Source organism: Candidatus Latescibacterota bacterium (genome assembly GCA_019038625.1).
GTDB lineage: Bacteria > Krumholzibacteriota > Krumholzibacteriia > Krumholzibacteriales > Krumholzibacteriaceae > JAGLYV01.
On sequence record JAHOYU010000175.1, the window covers coordinates 16,419 to 36,916 of the forward strand.

The window sequence follows — 20,498 nt, forward strand, 5'->3', positions numbered from 1 at the left end:
CTAACTTTTCTTTCCAAGACCACTATCATAAGATTGGCGATGTTTTTCTTTTCTTTTTGTCTCAAGGATCTTTTTCTTCTCGCACTCCATATATTCCTGAAGGAGATCGGCCAGCTCCTTTATCTCAGTATCGTCTTCCTCGTTCCCCCATACATCGCCTGACAGCAGCGACAGACAGAATTCCCTCTGCTTTTCGATCTCATCGAGATCAAGAGCACTTGACGATCCGAACGTCTTCTCCATCAATTCATGCGCACTGTGAGCCTTCATCATCGCCTGGATAGCTTCTCTCGCGGACTGCCCGAGAAGAATATCTTCTCCTATGTTGCCCAGTTTGCCTGAAGGAACCACGAATCCCCTGTCGTCATCACGGATGATATGCCCTTCTTTATAAAGGGTGTACCAGTATGAGAAGAATTTGCAGCTCTCCTCGTTGATCATGCTACTCGAGACGAGAGCCTCTTCAGGATCGAGAGATAGGGGCAGCTTGCTTTCATCGATGCCCGGATCACCCATTTCCCAGTTTCTATCTATATGAAGGGGATACTGGCGGCCGTGCTGAGGTCTCGTCCAGTCCCTCTCTCCGAGTCTGGTGTTGTAAGCCTCCTTCATCGTGGTTACCAGGTTTCTGAATACAAAGAGTGGAACACCGAGCACCGCGCGGTAGAAAATAGCCATTTTCCCGTTATCGGAATAATCCTTATCAACAAATTCAGGACTTACTCTTCTTACCAGGTGAGGAAAATCAAGCGATTGCACATCAGGCTTCGGATCAGGATACAGATCATGGTCATAACACACGAGTGATTGCTTGCACGAATACTCTGTTACTTCCATATCCTCCATATCGATATTGGCCATAATCGCGCTTCGCCTGACACATGTAGATATCTTGGTTTCGAGATAGTTCCTCATGAATCTCTGCATCTCGACATCAAGTTCGCGCTGAGAACGATTGAGAAGTTTTTTCTCGGTACTGTAGACAATATCGATCCAGTTCTCCTCACAGTCCTCCAGTCTTCCCATCGCTCTGAGCCGCCCTCTGAATTTAAGCTGTGCTTCGGCCATAAGAGCCTGCTGCAGATTCAGCCCCCTTTTTTCTTTTCCTTCCTTGTACGTGCCGACGATCCTCGGCCTCAGGGCTTCTTTGACGTTTTCCGTGAATACGATCCGGATCCGGTCGACCTGGTCCCTGACGGTCGTCAGGTTGGGATCGCTGAAAACGCTTGCGATCGTCTTATGTACCTCTCTGGTCCTTATTTTCACACTTTCCTTGACGAACACGTTGTAGTATTCATTCCACATCCGAGCACCGTCAAAGCCCTGTAAAGCCTCGATATCGTTGTAATACTGTTCGGCCTGTGTATCACCCCCAGGATTCTTCTGGAATTCGCTGGCCTGCCTGGCAAGTTCCTTTATCTCTTTATCGGCCTGTGTGCTGAACATGCGGAATGTCTCGCCCAGTTCAGTGAAGATCTCGAGCAACTTCGCGTGAAGATCGTGATAGAACTGCAGAAATACGAGGGTCGAATACCGGGTAGATATGGTGTTGATCCACATATCCAGTCTCTCGACTGATTGGCTGAAGTCTTCGGCACCACTTCCCCGTGTGACTTCTGATATCCATTCGTGCCACTTTGTCTTCGAGGCTTCTCGAAGTTCTTCATCGCCCCTGATTACTGCTATCGATTCGTTAAGAGCCTGTTCGCTATTATCGAGCCTGTTCTGTTCCAGGACTTTCCTCAAAATAGTGCAGACTGAATCACTGAGTTTGATGTTGGCGATTATGAACAGCCTCTGCATATGAAACGGCGTTCTTTCGTGAGCGAGGAAGTCGGTAATAAAACTCCTCTTTAATGTGTCGTCCATCATATTAGTCTTCTGACGGACTTTCTCCCTCGCGCTGTGCAGGTCTCTTCGATTCAACTTTATGTTCGCATCGAAGATATCCTGCATGTCCTCCCAACTCTCCTCCTTCGCGCTCTCCCCGCGAGTGGTCCTGTGATGCTGCAACTGAACGGCCCTTGCGGTATCTTCGAAAAACAGTGAACTGAGCCTGTCCCAGAAACGCCGGAAAGTGCCTGTAGACAGATAATTCAGGCCTTCCCGTTCTTCGATAAGCAACGTACTCTCCAGTACATCACCGAATTTATTATAAGCGAAGAAGAATGGTTCGAGCTTGGCCAGGTACTGGCGCGACACCTTGCCACCGCCGGGCTGCGATCCGCTATCCCCGGATTCATCGCCTTCGAATACATCCATATTCTCAGGTGAGATGTCTTCCGGAAGAATCAGCTTGTACAGCAGGCTCTTGCTTTCCTCGTCCATCGGTTTTGTGGCCAGATCATCGACCGAGTTCTGCAACCCCTTGAGATTCAGAGATTTCGCATACCCTGCCTTTTTCAATTCGTTGAGATACTTATTGCCTCCGTGGCTGTCCTGACGGTCATGCATATATTCCACGAATTTTTCGTCATAGAGGCGATCCTGTTCCTTGCTGTCCAGTCCTTCGAGATCATCAAGCTTAGGGATATAATCCTTTTTACCTGAAGGAAGCATAAGAAACAGTCTTGCAGAAAGATGTTCCTGGATCACGTCGGCGGTCTTCCTCATCGAACAGTATTCGAGAAGGTCGTTATCGGGAAGAACCAGAACGGAGCAACCGTAACTCCCATAGAACGTACTGTAAAGTCCTCTAGCGAGCCGCTTCTGGTTCTTTTCGTAATTGTCGTAGTCGCTGTTCCTGTGAGCGAATATCGGCGAGAACAGCTGTAGATAAATTGCGTCTGCAACCGATACCTTCCAGTTATCGATAAAAACGTCCGGATTGGTATCTATAACATAGATGAAATCAAACGGACTTTCGGTTATCTCGGTATCTGAAATAAATGGATGATAGACAAACGATCTCCTGTTCCTGGCATCACGAAGGTCAGAGAAGACCTTGAGATGCATCAGGTGCTCGTCCTCTTTCATGGCGCTGTATCCGTTGGCCATGATGTCTCCTCTCTGCCTCATGTTCCGGATTTTTGGCAGAACGAGAGTGGAGAGCATCGATATGCCGGTTATATTGGCCGACCATCCGAAGTTATTGATCAGGTTTCGAATGATCGCAGCAAACATCAGGTGGGCACCCGAACCAGTGCCTCCCGCCACAGTATAGTACATGAAGACGTTGAACTTCTTTACTTCATAGGACAGCATCGTGTTCTGCATGTCGATGGTCGAGAGGATAGCTGACTCGAGCCGCTTGATCAGGTCGGTCGATTCGAGGCTGTTGTAGAGGCTCACCCTGCTCTCTATCCTTATCTGGCCGGCTCCCGCGCCCTGCGAAGAACGGAAGTTATACCAGTCGTGAATCCACTGATCGACCCTTGGATCGGGATCAGGTTTGCTCGCCCCACCTCGTCCGAGTTTATCCTTGACCCAGAGCCCCTTGTCGAACCCGCTTATGGCATAACGGTGCGCCTGGGGTACGTGCCTGCACCCATCCAGATCAGCCTTGTCTGTATCGATAACGAAGAACTGCATCGTCTTCTGAAGCAGTTCCCAGTCATCCCTGTCTCCCAGAATGGAAGCTATCCGGTTGACGATCTGCCCGCCGGCTCCACCCAGACCGATGAACAGTGTCGGTGGATGTTTACGATCATTAATCATAATCTTTTTCTCCCTGATCATTTGAGCCTGATAACAAAACGACCTTCTTCTATCTCACCTGGGACCGGATAACTGATAGAACCGCGTACCGGTACAAGCTTGTTCTTGTCAGAGGGAGCTTCCTTGCCCGTCACTCTGTGCAGATCACCCAGCCTGATCAGTATCTTTCCGCCCGACCGGAAAAAACCAACGTTGGTATTTCCGACCTTGGCCTTGAAAGGCCTGGCGAACGGTCCTGTAGGGAATCCAAGGACTGATTGGATCAACCGGCCCAGTTTGCTTCCGAAACTCGAATCCAGATATTTGTTTTGAGTTTTCTTTCCTTTCCTCTTGTTAGTAAAGGATTTTACCATCGTCAACGGATATAAAAACAGAAGTGCCTTTAGATAGGAAGAGAGCAAGCCTTCACCTGGACGCGGACTGTGATATCGCCTGAGGGCCCTCTTCGGCTTATATGAGATCTTCCGTGTACTGTAACCAAACACGTAATGTAAAGGACGATAGATGAAGAAAAGGAAGATCCACAGATAGATCAGCCACTGCAGCCAGAAATGACTGGTCCTCCATGCCCAACCGAGCTCCTGGATCTCGGCTTTCACGCCGATCTCCTTGTCTCCCTTTATCTTTCCTGCATTTGAAGGATATATGATCGGTACTACAAGTCTCTTTCCAAGCTTTCTAGCGTCACGATTGATATCGAGATAGAAATCAGCCTTATAATCTTCGTCTATGACGAAACGCTTTCTATGGCGCCGGTCGGTCAGTCGGATTCGATATTCGTCATAAAGTTTTTCTTCATCGAGCTTGAATACCACTCCCCTGAGAGCCGGATCGGTACCTTTGAATCTCACAACAGCTTTATTCTTCCTCCAGTTCTCAGCATAAGGAAGTTTAAGCAATTTACTCACGCATCGACACCACCAGTAATACATACCGTCGGCAAAAGGAATGACTTCTCCAAAATCAGCGTCGTTGTTGACCCTCAGAATGACTCCGTCCTTGCCTCCGAACTTAACGTTGATTGTCCGGTTGAGCCACATGCTGTTACCGGCCGAGCAGACAAGGTCGTGAAATAAGGTGTCCTTCGGCGTAATTTCCATCTCGAATCCGTATCGCTCATCTGGCCTGTCCTCGAGGGATGTCTCCACGTAATTAAGGGAGTACTTAAACTCTCCCTCACTGAAAAATTCAGGATCCTTGATCGGCTCCCCGCTGCTGTCTACCAGACGTCCCCGGACCAGGTTGGGAGCATTCATCAGACCCCTTTTCGGGTACTTGCCGTATATCTGTAAATAAACATCGTAATTCTGGATCAGAAGGGCTGACGCATCCTCTAGCCCTTCCAGCTTGAAATCCCATGAACCAGGATTCGGATCGTTGACATGAATGATCTGGTAAGGCCCCAGATGCTCTGTCCTGTCCATTCGAACATAGCCCGACCCTCCTAATTGACTGGACAGCTTGCTTCCTTCCGGGTCCTCGAAGGAAACGGACAGCTGATCCCCCTTATCGGGGATGAAGAGAACAAATTCCTTAACATACTTGTTAATATTTACTGAAGTCTTGCCCTGCAGCGGGCAGGGCTCTACCCTGGTTTCCAGTATCTTTCCGAAAACTTCGGCGAATTTTCCCACAAGGTCCTCGGGTCGCCCGGCCTTGAGTATCGTTCCCCCCGTCGCCTCAGCCAGAGGAAGAAGATGGTCTATCCTCGTAGCATCACCGAGAGCCACACCGTAGAAAACTATATTATTCTTTTTAAGGACATCCCGGTACTTGAGAAGATTCTCCTTCTCTCGCCTGTGTATCTCTTCCATCCAGGAATTCGTGCGTTTTCCACCCCGGTCAGTGTTTCCGTCTGTAAAAAGTATCAGATAGCGTTTCGCCTCAACAGGTTCCATCGACGAAAGATTCTTGACTGCCCTGTAGATCGGCTCCTCGAACACGGTGATCTGCGAATAATATTCAAGACTCTTTACCCAGTCCTTCAGTTCACCATTACCGGACGGATCGTTCCTTAATGGCCCTATCTGGTCTGCCGTCGATGACTTCCAGCCTGCACAACTGGCATTGATTACATCGGTTGCCAGCTTGTCCGAGCTGACGACACCCGGATTAGGAAAGCTCGTTATGTAAAGTTGATCCATATCGCTGAGCATATCGATGAAGACAAGAGACGAGAAAAGCATCATCTTCTGCTTGTCATTCCTTTTCATGCTTCCCGAGCTATCGAGGACCAGGGCGAGGTTCCTTTGCAGCGGAGGAGCACCCTTGGACCATGTGATCTCATCGTCAGGGATCTTATCCTTTTTGAACTTGGCTGCAAAATCACCTATGGTGTCACAGCCAATAAGAGACAAAATTCCTGCAAACAGAATCAAAACAACGAACGATCGTTTCATAATCTCTCCCGCATTATCATTTTACGCGAACATCCTGCATTCCCAGGCGTGCGAGCCTCTGCCAGCGTCGCATCGAATTAGGATGAGACTGCTCGAGTTCCGATAAAAACGTAACAATATCTCCGATAACTGTATTTGATTCGAGGGATCGACTGTGGGCGACGACAGTAGCGAACAGGTCATAACGGCGCGGGAACCCGCTTTTTCCGAGACTCACGCGCATATCCTCAAGTTTCATCAGGGATGTTATAAGACCTGAGGCGCTACCGCTGAGAATAACCCCGTAATCATCAGCCAGATATTCGGCAAGCTGGGATTCCCAGTACAGCAAAGCCCTGGGCAGCCATAACGGCATACTTATCATGTTGATTATAAGTCTGATAACGAAGCTGAACCCTGAAAAGACAAAGCGTAATATCCCTAACGGTAATCGCTCAAGATACATGAACACAGTCTTAATAATTCGATTGATCATTTGCACGGGCCAGAACAGGTAGTGAAGTATTTTAGTGACTTCCGAGAACATACAGGTGACGATATAGTCGTTTTCAACGATATGTCCTGTCTCGTGAGCAAGGATCGAACGCAGCTGGGGCAGGCTCATCTCCTGAAGAACATCGAGAGCAAAGACGATCCTGGCCCTGTCCAGGTTGCCATATGTTATGACATTGGATTTAATCCTGTCAGTGTAATATACGTCCGCATGTTTATCGATAAGCCCCTGCCTCATCCATAGTCTCAGATCAGATCCGAGAGTGTGCAACTTTCTGTTACAGTCCGCGTTTATCGAAGGTTCTCCCTCACCCTCCGGAAGCTTCACCCTTACATCAAGGTCCCGATCATATATCCTCGGAAGGGAAAAATATGTGAGCAACCCCGGGACAACAGCCGCCATGATGACTATCAGCAGAAGCGTACCGATGATCTCGAGAGGTATCATCTGGCTGAAATCGAAGATCTTCAGCGGTACGTTGACGATGACTATGACAGAGGCAACAAACGATGTGACTATGATCAGGATCGTCAGGACTATAAGGAATATTGCCAGCTTTTTACCAAGAACAAGGGGCAGACTGTGACTCCGCAGAAGTTCGACAAGTTCAACCCTCGAAAGACTTGTCCTGATACCAGTAAACAAATTAAATCCCTGGGAATGAGCCTATAATGTTTTGAGAGAAAACCGTAGACGAGCATACTAAAAATGATATTACATTTCAAGAAATATTTTTCCGGCCGCACAAATATACTACAACAAACAAGGTATGAAGAAATTACCATGTAGTTATTCGATCTAAATCACATTACTGAAATCAGGTCTCTTGTATGAAAGAAAGATGAGTCCATCCCCTTCCCTAAGGCGCGTAAATCTACTGTCGGACAGATCCCTGGGATTCAGGATAAATTCCCCACCCCTGACAATACCGATAAGCAGGGAAGGATTTGCCGGATTCCTTTTGTACAGAAAATGTCTGTAAAGATCGACAAACGATTTCTCGAGTATATCATTTCGCATATTATCGGCCATTTCTGCCCAGGGAGAAATGTATATCTCGTTGCTGTCATCGTCATAATCGAGAAGTTCATTGAAGACATCTGAGATCTGTGGATACATGCAGCTCTGCGCAAGTATTCCCATGGTAAAATCGTCCCTTGAGATTATTTCACTCGCTCCGGCACCGATCAATACTTCCTGTTTCCTGTGATTCAATGCTTCTATCAGAATATTTGGCCCCGGGTCTGTACTACCGAATTCTTCAGCAATAAGACGCTTCAGCGAAAGAACTGTCAGAGTATTTGCTCCATCAGCATCGCATGCAGTGGCTTGTGCAAGAACGATAACCGACTTGGATTTGTGGGCTCCAATCTTTTTAAGCACATTCTTGTTAGTCGAACGTCCCGAAAGAAATGTCACGTTTTCTTTAAAGGCATGCTTTTTTATATAAGCCCTGTCGTCTACTACTTCTTCCGAAAGTACAATAATACTTATACTTCTTGCCGGCGAACAGACATCATGAAGTTCCTCGACAATCTTTTCACCGACCAGGCTCCAGTTGCAGATCAGAATCTGATCTTCTCCCGGTTCCTGCGGCTGACATTCTCTCCGTGATCCAAATCCAATCTTATTCTTTTCAGAGTCATTCATGCTACGCGAAGGGCTCTTATGCATTCCCCCTTTGAATAGCTTGCCGGGCTCAGGCTTCTCATAAGCCATCAAAATCAACGAATCATCTTCGTCAAATCCTTTGAATGACCTGGTTCCCACAATCTCCTGCCCCCGAGGGTTGAGAACGACTTCCGATCCCTTTTTTACACCTACCAGAATCGCAGGATTCTCTTCTGAACGTGTGCCTACGATTCTCTCCGCAACTTCCAGGTAACTTTTTCCTACAATTTCTGAGTGCCTTATGTCTTTTTCGAATTCACTGACTGGAACGACATAGAATTCGTTGTTATCGCTACTGTAATCCAGCAGTTCCTCGTAGATTTTTGTCATTCCAGGGAATATGGCACTTTGAGCAAGCGTGCCGATGGTAAAATCCTCTCCGCAAATCATAGTATCAGCTCCGGCGTCGTCAAGCATCTCACGATATCTTGAGTCTACCACTTCCACCATCAGTCTGGGATCAGCTCCCTCAGATTTTTCATTCTCCAGAAGCTTTTTCAACGCTAACAGCACCTGGGCAGAGGCACCATCCGGATCATTTTCATCATCGTTTGCCAGGATAATCACCGAGGAAGCCTTAAGCACTCCTGCCTTACGTAAAGTAGTAGTTCTATTAGGATCACCAGAGACAAGATGTACCCGATTTTTGTATTTCTCTGTAATTCCCATGAACTTCTCAGGTTCTTCGGTAATGATCCCAACATCCGTGTTCCTGAGCGGAGATATCGGACTGAATAACTCTTTTAAAATCCTTTCTCCTCTTACACTCCAGTTGCACAATATCACATGGTTCTTGAAGCCCTGCATGTCGACTTCCTTTCTCATCTTATTCTGCGTAAATATGGATGCAACTTCAGCTGTAACAAACGCGATAGTACCGATTCCTGTGGCTAAAACCAGAAACGCCACCGTCCGTCCAGCCAGCGTTATTGGATTCATATCTTCGAGTCCGCTCAAGAAATATGTAGCAATTGACCAGAAAGATTCCCCTATTGACCCAAAGTGTTCATTAATAGCGCTCTCAAAAGAAAACATAAGATATGCGCTGGCAACCCAGACGATCAGGAAGAAAATTTGCGCTCGAACGAGCCTTATATAGGCCAGACTATTGGCTCTCGGATGTCTTGTGAGCATAAGAATAACTACCAGTACGAAGATAACAATCAACACTAAAGTCATCTGAATCTTTACTAAATGCCTTATAAATAGCGATGTTTCTTCATAATAAATGTTCGCGCCTTCATGCAGTTCTACAGGAAGATGCTTCACAGCAAAATCCAGGTTCAGTTGTTGCCTTACATGATCAGGGAGACAGTCTCTATTATCGAAAAGTGACCTGGTTATCTTATTGACCAAATTTGAAGACAATTCATATCTGCATATCAGGATAGCTTCAGCTCCTACCGTAAAGACTGGTTCGGCCTGTCCCAGGTATGCATTTGCGGGAATAATCATCTGCCTCAACGAGGGCTGCTCTTTGTGTACTTTCTCAAGAATATTGGAACCAAGGCTTAGAATTTCAAATCGATCATCTCCGTTAAGCAATCTTGACACAGAACTTTCAACAAAGGGAGATGACACAAAGAATGCAGCATCTATTTCCAGATTTCTAAGGGCAGTCACACATTCATTAACTGAGAGTGTATGACATTCTACAGCATCCATTATGCCCGCAGTGATCATGACTGCCTGGGCAACAAAAAAAGTTCCGCTTCCCTCAGGCCCAATACTGATTCTTCTTCCACTAAGAGCAACGGGATCAACGATATGTTGGTCTTTTCGAACTATTATATGCAGTGGCTCAGAGTACAAAGCGGTCACTGCTGTGACACGATTTCTCAGAAAAGGATATTTTCGATGATGCAACGCAGCATAATGCAGATCATTGGACTGCACGATCCCAAAATCCGCAAGGCCTTCATAAACACGTTCCAGATTCTGCATTGAACCATCACTGTATATGATTTCAAATTCTATTTCCGGGTATTCCGCTGATACGGCAGAATCTATGGCGGATGCTACGCTTTGATAAGTGCCCTGCCGGCCACCTGTCGTAAAGATATGACTATCTGAAGAGATGAGACAAAACAAAAGGAACCACATCATAAAAATCTTGCCTTTTTACGATCACGCCGTTCAATCAGTGACTTACAGCCTACTTATCATATAGATACGCTTCGGCCTTTCTCATTGCCTCTCCAGCACTCGATGCCTTGCCGGCCTTTGACCATCCAGCATAGGAGACGTAAACTTCGCCTCCACCCTGAATCCATTTTACCTCAAAAGACTTGTTGGTCTTGCCAGACTTCACCCTACCTATAATCTCTGCAGACATATTCTCCGCCTATTAATAATGGATAAGAAAAAAGTCGCCCCCAAAATACTTCCTGTTCTCTATTGCAAGTGATCAGGGGGAGTCTATACCCCTCGCAGATATTATTCAAGAACGAATGTACAGTGTCCTCGTCTTTCGAATCAATTTCAATACGAATACTGATCTATAGCGACACCTTCACTATTCAACAACAAAGCTTCATCGCTATCATTATTCCAGATGTTCTCATGCGACAAATAGTAACAACCTGGGGGTTCATTTACTCCAAGATCTCCGCTATACAGCTTCAAGAGCATATTTGCTTCAAGATAAGTATTTTTCGGAATAACTAATTCGATCCCTGACTTATCGACGACAACCCACAAAGATACATCAACGGTACTATCCGTAGCATTTGAGATAATCACATGCTCGGATTTTTTGTGATTGTGAATGTAAGCTATATGCACTGTCCCTGCTTTCACTGCCCAAAGCCCGACCCTTTTTGTTATCGCCTCCTCTTGAAGCTGCATGAACTCATCATAGTGAAAATGGTACTTTCTTGGAAATATCCTGCAATAACCATCTTCAAGCATTTCTCTATTCAGCATCGAATCATTATCGTAGTATACATAGGCCAACAATCTACAAAACACATCCCTTGGTCTCTCCCCTATTTCCAGTTCCACAACCTTCCCTTTAATTTGCGTTGCCGCATATTCTCTGGATCTATAAGAAAAATATTCTTTATTATTCAATTCAGGAGCATCGACTCCCAACAGTCGCACTGTCTCCTGCTCGTTCATTCCGGGAACCGGGCGGTACAAAGATACGATATATGTATCACCATCTATCACATCTTCAACCAATACTTCGATCCTACTATTGGGTTCTTTATTCTCACCGTTTTTGTCGTCAGGAGACAAATCGATTATCGAAGTATCTTCAACAATGGCATAAGTGCCATTGTCATATAGCAAGACGCCATTACCATTCTTTGCTATGGCATATCCGACTACTTGTTGCTGATCCTTTTCATTATTACAGGCAACATCACATGCACAAGAAAAAGCAAGCAGCACTATAACTATAATTCTTATTACAGGTTTCATATGATGTTCAGCGGTCTGACTCAATTGTCGCAACCCCCCATATAGATAGCTTTTACCGCCAGATGACACCAGGTCCCCCCTGAATGTGTCCAGATTACCGAGTGCATCAACCTTGCGAAGCGTGCACGAAAGCATATCCAATCCCTATAATTCAAGTCAACCAACGTTTTGGGACTAGAGGATCCTAGAGCTTAAGACAAAGCCCTTGTCTTTTAAGAAACTATATTTGAGAATTATACTCCAACAGCAACAGTGCTTATGCTATAATTTCTGACATAAAGTCATTGTGTCCGAAGATCGATCATTATTGTGTCACAATTTGGGAATTGCAAATTACTTTTTTGGTGTATAAAACATGGGAAGTAATTCATTCAATATTAACGATTATTTAGAAGATTTAAGGTCGTTGTTTCTGGAATCAGGATACCATCGCTCCTCTTTCAGAAAAATCACCAAATGCATCGGGGTTTCTGAAAGAACTCTTTACGTAGAAATCGGCAAAAAAAAGGATTTGCTCAAAGTACTTATTGATTATGAATACACTATCTGGAAGTCATTGATAGATCAATCGGCAAACCAGGGCATTCCCCCTAAAGAGGTTCTGATCGATTTCATTGATAGATTAGAAAGAACCCAATTACACTCCAAAACTCCAAGTGGATCTCTTTTTTGCAACCTTACTGGAGAACTTGGCGAAGATGACCGTGATATACTTAGACTCATTGCCGACAAATACAATCAGATTGTTCAAGACCTTGCTCATATTATCGACGGATTCCTTTCACCCCAGCCCAGGATCTCCTCTAGAGAACTTGCACTATACATCCTGTCGACTATCGAGGGATGCATGATACTCGCAAAAGCCGATAACGATTTCTGGGAAATGAAAAACGGATTCAACAATATCCGACAACTCATATCAACAATATAATCCAACAAATATGCCAGAAAGTTCTACTTTCGTGTGGTCCTAATTTTAGGTGAGCTTACGATCCCTGAAGGACTCACAGTGTTCAAATTGCCAACAAGTCATCGACGAAGACTCCGGACCACAAACTGCGTGGAAAGAGTGAACGAGGAGATAAAGAGACGAGCAAGAGTCGCAAGGTTGTTCCCGAATGAAGAATCGCTTCTTCGGCTGGTCAGTGCTGTGTTATCGGAAATGAGCGAGGAATGGGAGGCAGGGGAAACGTACATCAACATGAAAGTCGAGTGGCCTGTCGAATAGTCAATTTACAGAAAAGATGTTGCTTGATCGATTACCAGAAGTGTCCATTAATTAAATGCTTGAAACTGTCTCACTTCAGTTGGCAGGATACACTTCTTCATTGTTTCTATGAACGCAACTTATTTAGCAGTTATTTCTATAATTATTCTTGACATATCATAATTATATCTGTTACTATGTATTTCTCTCAAACAGCGGTGCATGTCATATAATTAAGAATTGCTGATGCTTATCAGCCATGATGTCTTTCTCATTTCGGGAGGTTATAGGTGAGTTGTCATCTTCGTAACGTTTTGCTGGTCATTATGTTCTTGCTATTCACTAGCGGGATTGCTCATCCACAAAACAATGACCCTACATCTGAAATACCAAAAATTATAAACAATGCTCTGAGGGTTAATTGTCCCAATAATAATTATGCAGTTAATGTTCAACAGAGATTGTATAATGACTCTAATTTGAATATATCCCGAAGACCTGACATTTCCTTTCGAGCTAAGTACAGTCCTGACAAGGGACTTAAACTTGGGAAGATATCTAACAATGGTTCTAATGCAGATATTGATTCTCCAAGGATAATGGTAGATTTAAGTACTTATTTGAAATCTATGAGAACATATAGCAACAGGACAATCAACGAAGAAACTGATGGTAACCAATCTTATTATGTAATTCAAGGCGGAACTCCCAACAAAGAACAAGAGTGCATTATTTGGATAAACAAGGATAGTTACGCAATTAAGAGAGTGATTTTATTTTTAAGCAGTCGTCAATTCGCAAGGATTGACGTTGAAAGTTCTCAATTAAAGACTTTCTGGCTTCCCGATAAAATTAGTATGAAAAGTCCGGAAAATGAAACAACAGCAGAATTGTTATTTACCGATTATAGTTTGTAAAAACGATTGAATGCATATTGACTCCAGATCAATTTCTTTAGGAGGGGGTAAAGTGGCTAGAAATTACAGTAGTATAAAGATCTTCATTAGTATCTTATTTTTGTTATTGATTCCATCTCTTGTATGCTCAGCCCAAATTTCTCAAACACATGGCACCTTACAGAAAAGTATCGACGCCGGTTCATGGGGATATGACACAGGGCCTCTTGGTGGTGAACTGGCAGGTATTGGTTTTTACGTAAGAGCTGCTATTGGAGTCGGTGGTAACGTTCTGTCCGTGGAAGAAAGTGGACAAGTCAGAATAGAAACTAGCGATGAAGAGATGTGGTTCTCTGGATCGAGTGGTCACATAAGTCAGAATTTCGGTGCCGAAGCAGGAGTCCAGGCATGGCTCGTAATCTTGGGAACCCAATATCAGATTGCAATTCCATATGTAGGTTATCGGGATTTCATGTTGAGTGATGATGTATATTTTACGCCTTATTCTCTTGGGCAGTCACAGATACTGCAGGCATCAGTTCCAAGGCAGGAGTTGATTTGTGCGGGCATAGGAATTCCCTGGGTTGCTTCAGGAGAAATCTGTCTTGATGGTGATGCCGGTAATCGCTTCTCCTTAAGAGGCTCTCGCATATCGACATCCGAAGGAAATATCTATTCTAATTATGAACATATCGACACGGATCTCGATTGTGGCTCGTTTTCAGTGAGCAATATTCGTAAAACCTGGAGTTTCAGTGGGACTGCAACTTTTTCATTCTATGCTGTTTTTCAGATTACAATTTTCGGAATTCAGTATGAATATCCAATAAATATTATAAGAGATTACGCTTTACCTTTAGATCAATGGATTTCTGGTTCTTTTGTAACTGACCCGGCCCGATCTGTTACCTTCACCGTTCCCTGCCAGACGCTGTCTGTATATAAGTCAGGCGAGGGAAGAGCCGAAATTGATGGAATAGTCAGGAATCTTCCGTGGTCTGGTTCTTTCGTTAGGGATAAAAGAATTTGTTTGGAAGCACTTCCGTCAAACTGCTATGAGTTTGATCATTGGTCAGGGTCACTTTCCAGTACTTCGAGGGTTGTCTGTTTAGATATGAATACGAATAGAAGCCTCACTGCAAACTTCGATTTCAAGGAAGTAGGCTCCCCCAATATCAGCGGATTGCCCGGCGATGTCTGCGGCGGGGATCGATATTCGTTGAATGCTTCGACCTCAGGGGCAACAAGCTATAGTTGGACCTCGTCCTGCGGAGGCAGTTTCAACTCTCCATCTTCGGCTAGTACCTATTGGACCGCTCCCGAAGGCTATTCGGGCCAGTGCCGGATATCAGTCACAGCGTCGAATTCCTGTGACTCCAATTCTGACGACGCAAATACCTATATAGATCAAGAACCAGGCACTCCCAGCATTTCCGGAATTAACGAGACTTGCGGGGACGATGTCGTCCAATTCAGTGCTAGTTGTTCCGGTGATCCGACATCTTGGAACTGGTCCTCAAGCTGTGGAGGGACTTTTAGCAACCCTCACAGCAGTTCGACAAACTGGACCGCACCTGTCAGTTTCGAAGGATCCTGCACGATAAGGGTCACTGCAATCAACGATTGCGGAGAGTCAACCGCCGGAACGAAATCAATTACGGTCACACAGGAGCCAAGAGAGGTCACAATTGTCGGACCTACCTCCGTTTGCGGAGGTAGCCAGTCCCAATATTCAGTGAACGCCTCTGGCTCTCCAACAAGCTTCAGTTGGTCCTCAAGCTGTGGGGGGACATTCACCAATCCGAATGGAAGTACAACATTCTGGACTCCACCATCAGGTTATGAGGGATCTTGTCAGATATCAGTATTGGCGAGCAACGATTGTGGCTCTTCTAGCAGTAGCCTGCCTATCACGGTAGGTCAGGGCCCGGGTACTCCGATAATTTCCGGCCCTTCAGAAGCTTGCGGAGGTACGGGCATCCAGTTAACAGCAACTTCCACAGGTAATCCCGAAGATTGGAGTTGGTCGTCGAGTTGTGGTGGTAGCTTCTCTCCGACGAATAGCAATATCACGACCTGGACGCCACCACCTACCATCAACTATGGAGATGTTTGCCAGATATCAGTAAGGGCGAGTAACGAGTGCGGTACATCCGATAAAGGATCTAAATCAATCACCGTTAATAAAGCCCCTGGAACACTTACTGTTACATTGAATAAATATGAATGCTGTACGAATGACCCCGTTCTAATCAGTTGGATAGCTATTCCAACTTCTACAAGCTATCGGCTTTACGCAAATGGAGTCGAGGTGATCCCTGGACCCGGCTTGAGTACATCATTCACCGTTCATCCTGCCGTTACAACGGCCTACACAGTATCGGCCTGCAATGATAATTGTGGATGCGGGGATGAAAGCACTCCGGCACAGGTAACTGTACATGATACTCCGGATATCCCTTCGAACCTGAGCGTGTCGCCTAATCCATATGATTGTATCAATCCTCCTCCTTCTCTACAGATAAACTGGGCTTCCATACAGGACGCTTCAGGTTACCAACTATACATCGACGGCATTCCGGAAGGAGGCGTTGTTAGTGCAAACAACACCTCCGTAAGTCCCCCCCAGACTGGGCGGTATACGATATCTTCAATCAACGATTGCGGTGAAAGCGACCCATCTCAACCGGTTGATGTGAACGCTATAGGAGCGCCTGATCCTCCAGATCAACTATCAACTTCGGAAGATACAATATGTATCGGTTCCCAGGTTATTGTCAGTTGGGCAGCGGTTCAGGGCGCATCCAGCTATAAGCTGTTTGCAGACGGAGAAGAGATTACACCAGGACCTAGTAGTAATACTTCTCTGGTCTTGATACCGGATAAGAGCACTGAATATACGGTTTCTTCCTGCAGTGATAACTGCGGCTGCAGCAATCCAAGTGATGCTTGCAGCGTAATCGTCATGACTGCACCTGAGAAACCATCCAATCTCGGCGTCACGCCCAACCCATATGATTGCGACTCAACTTTGACTGTCAGTTGGGATGCAATCAGTTCCGCTACTGGATACCAGCTGTACATAAACAATTCACCGTTTAATTCGGTCCTTACGACTCCTTATACGTACATACATCCTCCCAGGGCCGGCAACTATAGTGTTGCTGCTATCAACGATTGTGGAGAAAGTGTGAGAAGCGATGTGGTCGTTGTTATCTCAGACTGTAACGAATGCATACTTCCGGAGCAGACTGTGATCATAGATCATTTCCTCCTCGTTACAACGATGACACCCGAGCAGATGGACTGCATCGACTTGATGGGAAACAGTAACGGCTATTGCGATATTGGTGATCTGAGATTCCTGATAATCAACGATTTCCTTTCCGTAGAATATCAGGAATATCTTGAGATCATGCGCATCAATAGAGAAGAGAATATCGATTAATAAAGAATATGTAATCCTTTAGATATAGGAGGAATTATGAAGTCGAAGAGGATCCCGATAGTAAATATGATAATAGCCGCTTTGCTCGTATCAGCAAATCTATATACTGGTTGCATTTGGGGTGATGACGATGACGAGAAAGCGAATCCAGGTTTGGTCGAGTTGATACTTGTGGACTCTTCTGGAAATACAATAAGCTCACCGTCGATTGGAGCAATTCTAATTGAGTTGAACGGGGTTTCCATCGACGAAAACGAAACGAACATCAGCAACTCTGAACTTCTTGTTTCAGAGATTGCATCTGTACCAAATTACTCTAATAAATACAGAATGCTTGTTATTAAAGACGGGGATGACTGCTCTGATGACATGATCGGAAACGTCTATCTCCACAATAAGAACAAAATATCGAACTTGTCGTTCGTGATACATGATGTTTATTCTGGAGAGAATCAAAATCTGGACGTAGCTGATTACACAGTATCTCTTGTTACTGAATAGTAATATATCAAGTTGCAGACAATTACATTAATTGTTAGGCATCTAGCTGGAAAGAACTTCAAATCATTGCTTCATTTTTAAAGCCATGAGTTTTTGCGTTATATAAGGAATCCCTCGTATTCAGGAATTGTGCCTTCCCCGAGTTCAATAAGCAAGTGCAACACTTCCATCTGACCCGCTTCCGCGCTAGAATGCGTGGATTATGTCTAAACACTACTAGCACTTGTCCAAAGAAGAGCGGGATCGCCTAGCGATTCTCAAAGGCCAAGGCCTGTCCCTTCCATTTATTCCGTCCGCCTTACAGTGTTTGCACTTACTCTGACTAATACATTATATAAATCACATTGGACTTCCCCGGGTTCTCTAGACATGTTTTAGGTTATTTAAAATCCAAAAGGAGGTGCCGATGGATACGAATAAATGCTTCCCGGAGCATATAGGATTCCCGTGACTGAATCAACACCTCCCCCACGATCTTCCCCTTCAGAAAATGGTGTCCCCCTTGTGCCCCCGGCGCATATTACGCCACCAGCTCGTACATCTTAAAGAGTTAACTGTTTGATTTTTTTGAGTATACGTGGTGGGCGTTACAGGGGTCGAAAGTGTGGTATTCGGGGTGTTAGGATTCTCTCAACAATACCATCTCCCACACCATAACATCATGTTTTCCATATTATTTATTTACAGAACAGAGCCAGATATCTGACCACCCCACCAGCATGGGTTCCCCCTGGCGCTCGATAGGGTCTGGTAGGGTAGGGTTGGAATGTGCTGGAATCCATATTTGTCAGGAATCACAACAATCGACATATTGCTTTTGACTTTGACGTACAGTTTTATTATTGGCGAGGGACAACCATTATCAACGTCAATATGGTTAGACGCAGCATAGGTTCCGTTTCCATTGTTAAGAAGAACTGTTAAATCACTGCCTACGTTAGCCACCACCAGATCAAGATCGTTGTCTCCGTCAAGATCTCCCGAGCAGATTGAATGTGGACCATCTCCAGTTCCATAATTCACAGCTGTATAATAATAGCCGCAATATCCAATTAACATCACGGCGCTCTGCCGCGAACCTCGTCACCCGTGTCAAATCCAAGATCATCGGTCGCGGTACGTCAGCATGAACGACCAGCAAAGTCGTCGTATTGACCAGACAAGTAATTTACTTAAGTTCTACGGTAGCTCCAACTTCTTCAAGTTTTGATTTAAGCTCTTCTGCTTCATCCTTGCTAATCCCCTCTTTAATAAGAACAGGAGTGGATTCAACAAGTGTTTTAGCTTCAATAAGCTGTCCCTCCCATTAATCCCATCCGCCTTAGATTACTTGCACTTACCATAGTCCAAGCATAATATAGATCCCATGCTATTATTACTTCTACGCACCTTCATTTCAGCGCTGAGGTCTCATCCTGCGTTATTTCCAGGGAATCGCTAAGTCCAATAGTAACAGCGCGGACGACATTTTCAGGAGGGACAGGTGTCTAGAGAACCAGGGGAAGTCCAGCTATGCTTGATATTATCAGGATTTCAATATTAGCCGACCCAGGAGTCGACTCCTCCTTTTTTCGGTGAAAACTTACACCACCCTGATGAGTTATCACCTCTCAGAGCATTCTGGAAGGAGATTTCGAACCGGTTGTCCCTCCTATTTATTCCCCCCGCTTACAATACTTGCACTTACTCAATTGTGAGGAAAATCCTATTAGAAAGGTGTTTTAATATTGTCGGAACACAGCCTGATATCTGACCAGCTCACCAGCTTGGGGTCCCCCCGGCGCTCGATAGGGTCGGATCACCAATTTCCTAGTTCCATTGGTCATCGATTTTCGCTGGGATGGAATTTTATTGAATTATTTTAGAGGAACTGACCTATCTGTGTCTTGAATTGATTTAATAGCTCCCCATGATGAAGATTCACTCGCTATTACATCTAGTTCAGCTTCGATTTGGAAATCAAAATAGCGATAATCCGTTGTTTCTCGTGCATATACTACTATAAGATTCAATTCTCCAGGAATGAAATGCTCATTTGTACTACGAGAATAATCATATATTGCGCAATCATCTGGGCCTGATGTTAGAGAACTTCCCAATCCTTCTTCGTTTATGTAACTTAAGGCAACGTAAGTACGTTTGGCTCTGACTGTAATCTCAGTCGTTTCAATTGGCACATGTACCCAAACTCTAATTACAATACCTGTATTGGGGAGAGCCCATTGTGTTTCCGGTGCTTCGAGGCATTCTGGTGTGGTATTACCAAAAGAAGAATTACCTATCTCCCAATTTGAATCATCATATTCAAGAGTTAGTATCTCAGGATGAGTATTGTATGGATAAAGTTCCTCATACATTCTGTATTTAATACTATCTGCTCCCCATGGTTTTAATATTGCTAAAAATGTACTCTGTGCATAAACCAACTCTGAGAGACAAATAATGCCAATAATAATGCAAAACAGTGCATTGATTAACAATCGTTTAGCAACAAGCATCTTAATACTCCTGTCTCTTTTAGATAGATCCCCGAGTTGAAAATGAAAATAACAGAAACTGTCAGTCTTTGTCAATGTTGCCTCCTCCCTGCAACTAATCCACCCATTCTGCGATAAATCTGAATCACCCATTGCCCCCACATCTCCCCCACGATCCTGCCCCTTCAGAAAATGGTGCCCTGTGTGTGCCCCCGCATGCTCCTTGGACATAATAAGGCCACCAGCTTCTACTACCTAATTCCCTATCCCTTTGATTTCTTTGAGTAAAAGTGGTGGGCAATACTGGACTCGAACCAGTGACC

Annotated in this window: 14 protein-coding genes; 5 read left to right on the forward strand and 9 right to left on the reverse strand. The window is 44.9% G+C overall.

What is annotated here, in order from left to right; all coding sequences use genetic code 11:
* From KOO63_12565 to KOO63_12590, 6 genes are all read right to left on the reverse strand, one after another.
* Window positions 1-3,657 (reverse strand): tubulin-like doman-containing protein, encoded by a 3,657-nt coding sequence (locus KOO63_12565; protein MBU8922643.1) that lies wholly within the window; start codon window positions 3,655-3,657, stop codon window positions 1-3.
* 17 nt (window positions 3,658-3,674) lie between these two features.
* On the reverse strand, window positions 3,675-6,056 hold the full coding sequence (locus KOO63_12570; GenBank protein ID MBU8922644.1) for a VWA domain-containing protein: 2,382 nt from the start codon (window positions 6,054-6,056) through the stop codon (window positions 3,675-3,677).
* A 16-nt stretch (window positions 6,057-6,072) separates the two neighbouring features.
* A complete protein-coding gene (locus tag KOO63_12575) occupies window positions 6,073-7,194 on the reverse strand; it encodes a M48 family metalloprotease (GenBank protein ID MBU8922645.1) in 1,122 nt (373 codons plus the stop codon).
* A 153-nt stretch (window positions 7,195-7,347) separates the two neighbouring features.
* A complete protein-coding gene (locus KOO63_12580; GenBank protein MBU8922646.1) occupies window positions 7,348-10,326 on the reverse strand; it encodes a TAXI family TRAP transporter solute-binding subunit in 2,979 nt (992 codons plus the stop codon).
* Window positions 10,327-10,375: 49 nt separating this feature from the next.
* On the reverse strand, window positions 10,376-10,555 hold the full coding sequence (locus tag KOO63_12585; GenBank protein MBU8922647.1) for a hypothetical protein: 180 nt from the start codon (window positions 10,553-10,555) through the stop codon (window positions 10,376-10,378).
* 146 nt (window positions 10,556-10,701) lie between these two features.
* Window positions 10,702-11,715, reverse strand: a complete 1,014-nt coding sequence (locus tag KOO63_12590; protein ID MBU8922648.1) for a thermonuclease family protein — start codon at window positions 11,713-11,715, stop codon at window positions 10,702-10,704.
* Window positions 11,716-12,001: 286 nt separating this feature from the next.
* Between KOO63_12590 and KOO63_12595 the strand changes: the two genes are divergently transcribed.
* The 5 genes from KOO63_12595 (at window position 12,002) to KOO63_12615 (ending at window position 17,698) form a co-directional block, all read left to right on the forward strand.
* The gene (locus tag KOO63_12595) at window positions 12,002-12,577 is read left to right on the forward strand and encodes a TetR/AcrR family transcriptional regulator (GenBank protein MBU8922649.1); all 576 of its coding nucleotides are present in this window, start codon (window positions 12,002-12,004) and stop codon (window positions 12,575-12,577) included.
* A 78-nt stretch (window positions 12,578-12,655) separates the two neighbouring features.
* Window positions 12,656-12,874: a transposase gene (locus tag KOO63_12600; GenBank protein MBU8922650.1), complete on the forward strand. Its 219-nt coding sequence runs from the start codon at window positions 12,656-12,658 to the stop codon at window positions 12,872-12,874.
* A gap of 269 nt (window positions 12,875-13,143) precedes the next feature.
* Window positions 13,144-13,770: a hypothetical protein gene (locus tag KOO63_12605; GenBank protein MBU8922651.1), complete on the forward strand. Its 627-nt coding sequence runs from the start codon at window positions 13,144-13,146 to the stop codon at window positions 13,768-13,770.
* 52 nt (window positions 13,771-13,822) lie between these two features.
* A complete protein-coding gene (locus KOO63_12610; GenBank protein MBU8922652.1) occupies window positions 13,823-17,197 on the forward strand; it encodes a hypothetical protein in 3,375 nt (1,124 codons plus the stop codon).
* A gap of 36 nt (window positions 17,198-17,233) precedes the next feature.
* Window positions 17,234-17,698: a hypothetical protein gene (locus tag KOO63_12615; GenBank protein ID MBU8922653.1), complete on the forward strand. Its 465-nt coding sequence runs from the start codon at window positions 17,234-17,236 to the stop codon at window positions 17,696-17,698.
* Between the two features lie 681 nt (window positions 17,699-18,379).
* Here KOO63_12615 and KOO63_12620 read toward each other — a convergent pair.
* The 3 genes from KOO63_12620 to KOO63_12630 all read right to left on the reverse strand — a co-directional run bounded on the left by KOO63_12620 (window position 18,380) and on the right by KOO63_12630 (window position 20,406).
* Window positions 18,380-18,757: a hypothetical protein gene (locus tag KOO63_12620; protein ID MBU8922654.1), complete on the reverse strand. Its 378-nt coding sequence runs from the start codon at window positions 18,755-18,757 to the stop codon at window positions 18,380-18,382.
* A gap of 109 nt (window positions 18,758-18,866) precedes the next feature.
* Window positions 18,867-18,989 (reverse strand): ribosomal protein L7/L12, encoded by a 123-nt coding sequence (locus KOO63_12625; GenBank protein MBU8922655.1) that lies wholly within the window; start codon window positions 18,987-18,989, stop codon window positions 18,867-18,869.
* Between the two features lie 565 nt (window positions 18,990-19,554).
* The gene (locus KOO63_12630) at window positions 19,555-20,406 is read right to left on the reverse strand and encodes a hypothetical protein (GenBank protein ID MBU8922656.1); all 852 of its coding nucleotides are present in this window, start codon (window positions 20,404-20,406) and stop codon (window positions 19,555-19,557) included.
* Window positions 20,407-20,498 lie beyond the last annotated feature (92 nt).

Coding starts and splice junctions, on each gene's coding strand:
- KOO63_12585 (MBU8922647.1), bottom strand. CDS start 10,555: ATGTCTGCAGAGATTATAGGTAGGGTGAAGTCTGGCAAGACCAACAAG.
- KOO63_12615 (MBU8922653.1), top strand. CDS start 17,234: ATGAAGTCGAAGAGGATCCCGATAGTAAATATGATAATAGCCGCTTTG.
- KOO63_12565 (MBU8922643.1), bottom strand. CDS start 3,657: ATGATTAATGATCGTAAACATCCACCGACACTGTTCATCGGTCTGGGT.
- KOO63_12620 (MBU8922654.1), bottom strand. CDS start 18,757: ATGTTAATTGGATATTGCGGCTATTATTATACAGCTGTGAATTATGGA.
- KOO63_12580 (MBU8922646.1), bottom strand. CDS start 10,326: ATGATGTGGTTCCTTTTGTTTTGTCTCATCTCTTCAGATAGTCATATC.
- KOO63_12570 (MBU8922644.1), bottom strand. CDS start 6,056: ATGAAACGATCGTTCGTTGTTTTGATTCTGTTTGCAGGAATTTTGTCT.
- KOO63_12595 (MBU8922649.1), top strand. CDS start 12,002: ATGGGAAGTAATTCATTCAATATTAACGATTATTTAGAAGATTTAAGG.
- KOO63_12630 (MBU8922656.1), bottom strand. CDS start 20,406: ATGTCCAAGGAGCATGCGGGGGCACACACAGGGCACCATTTTCTGAAG.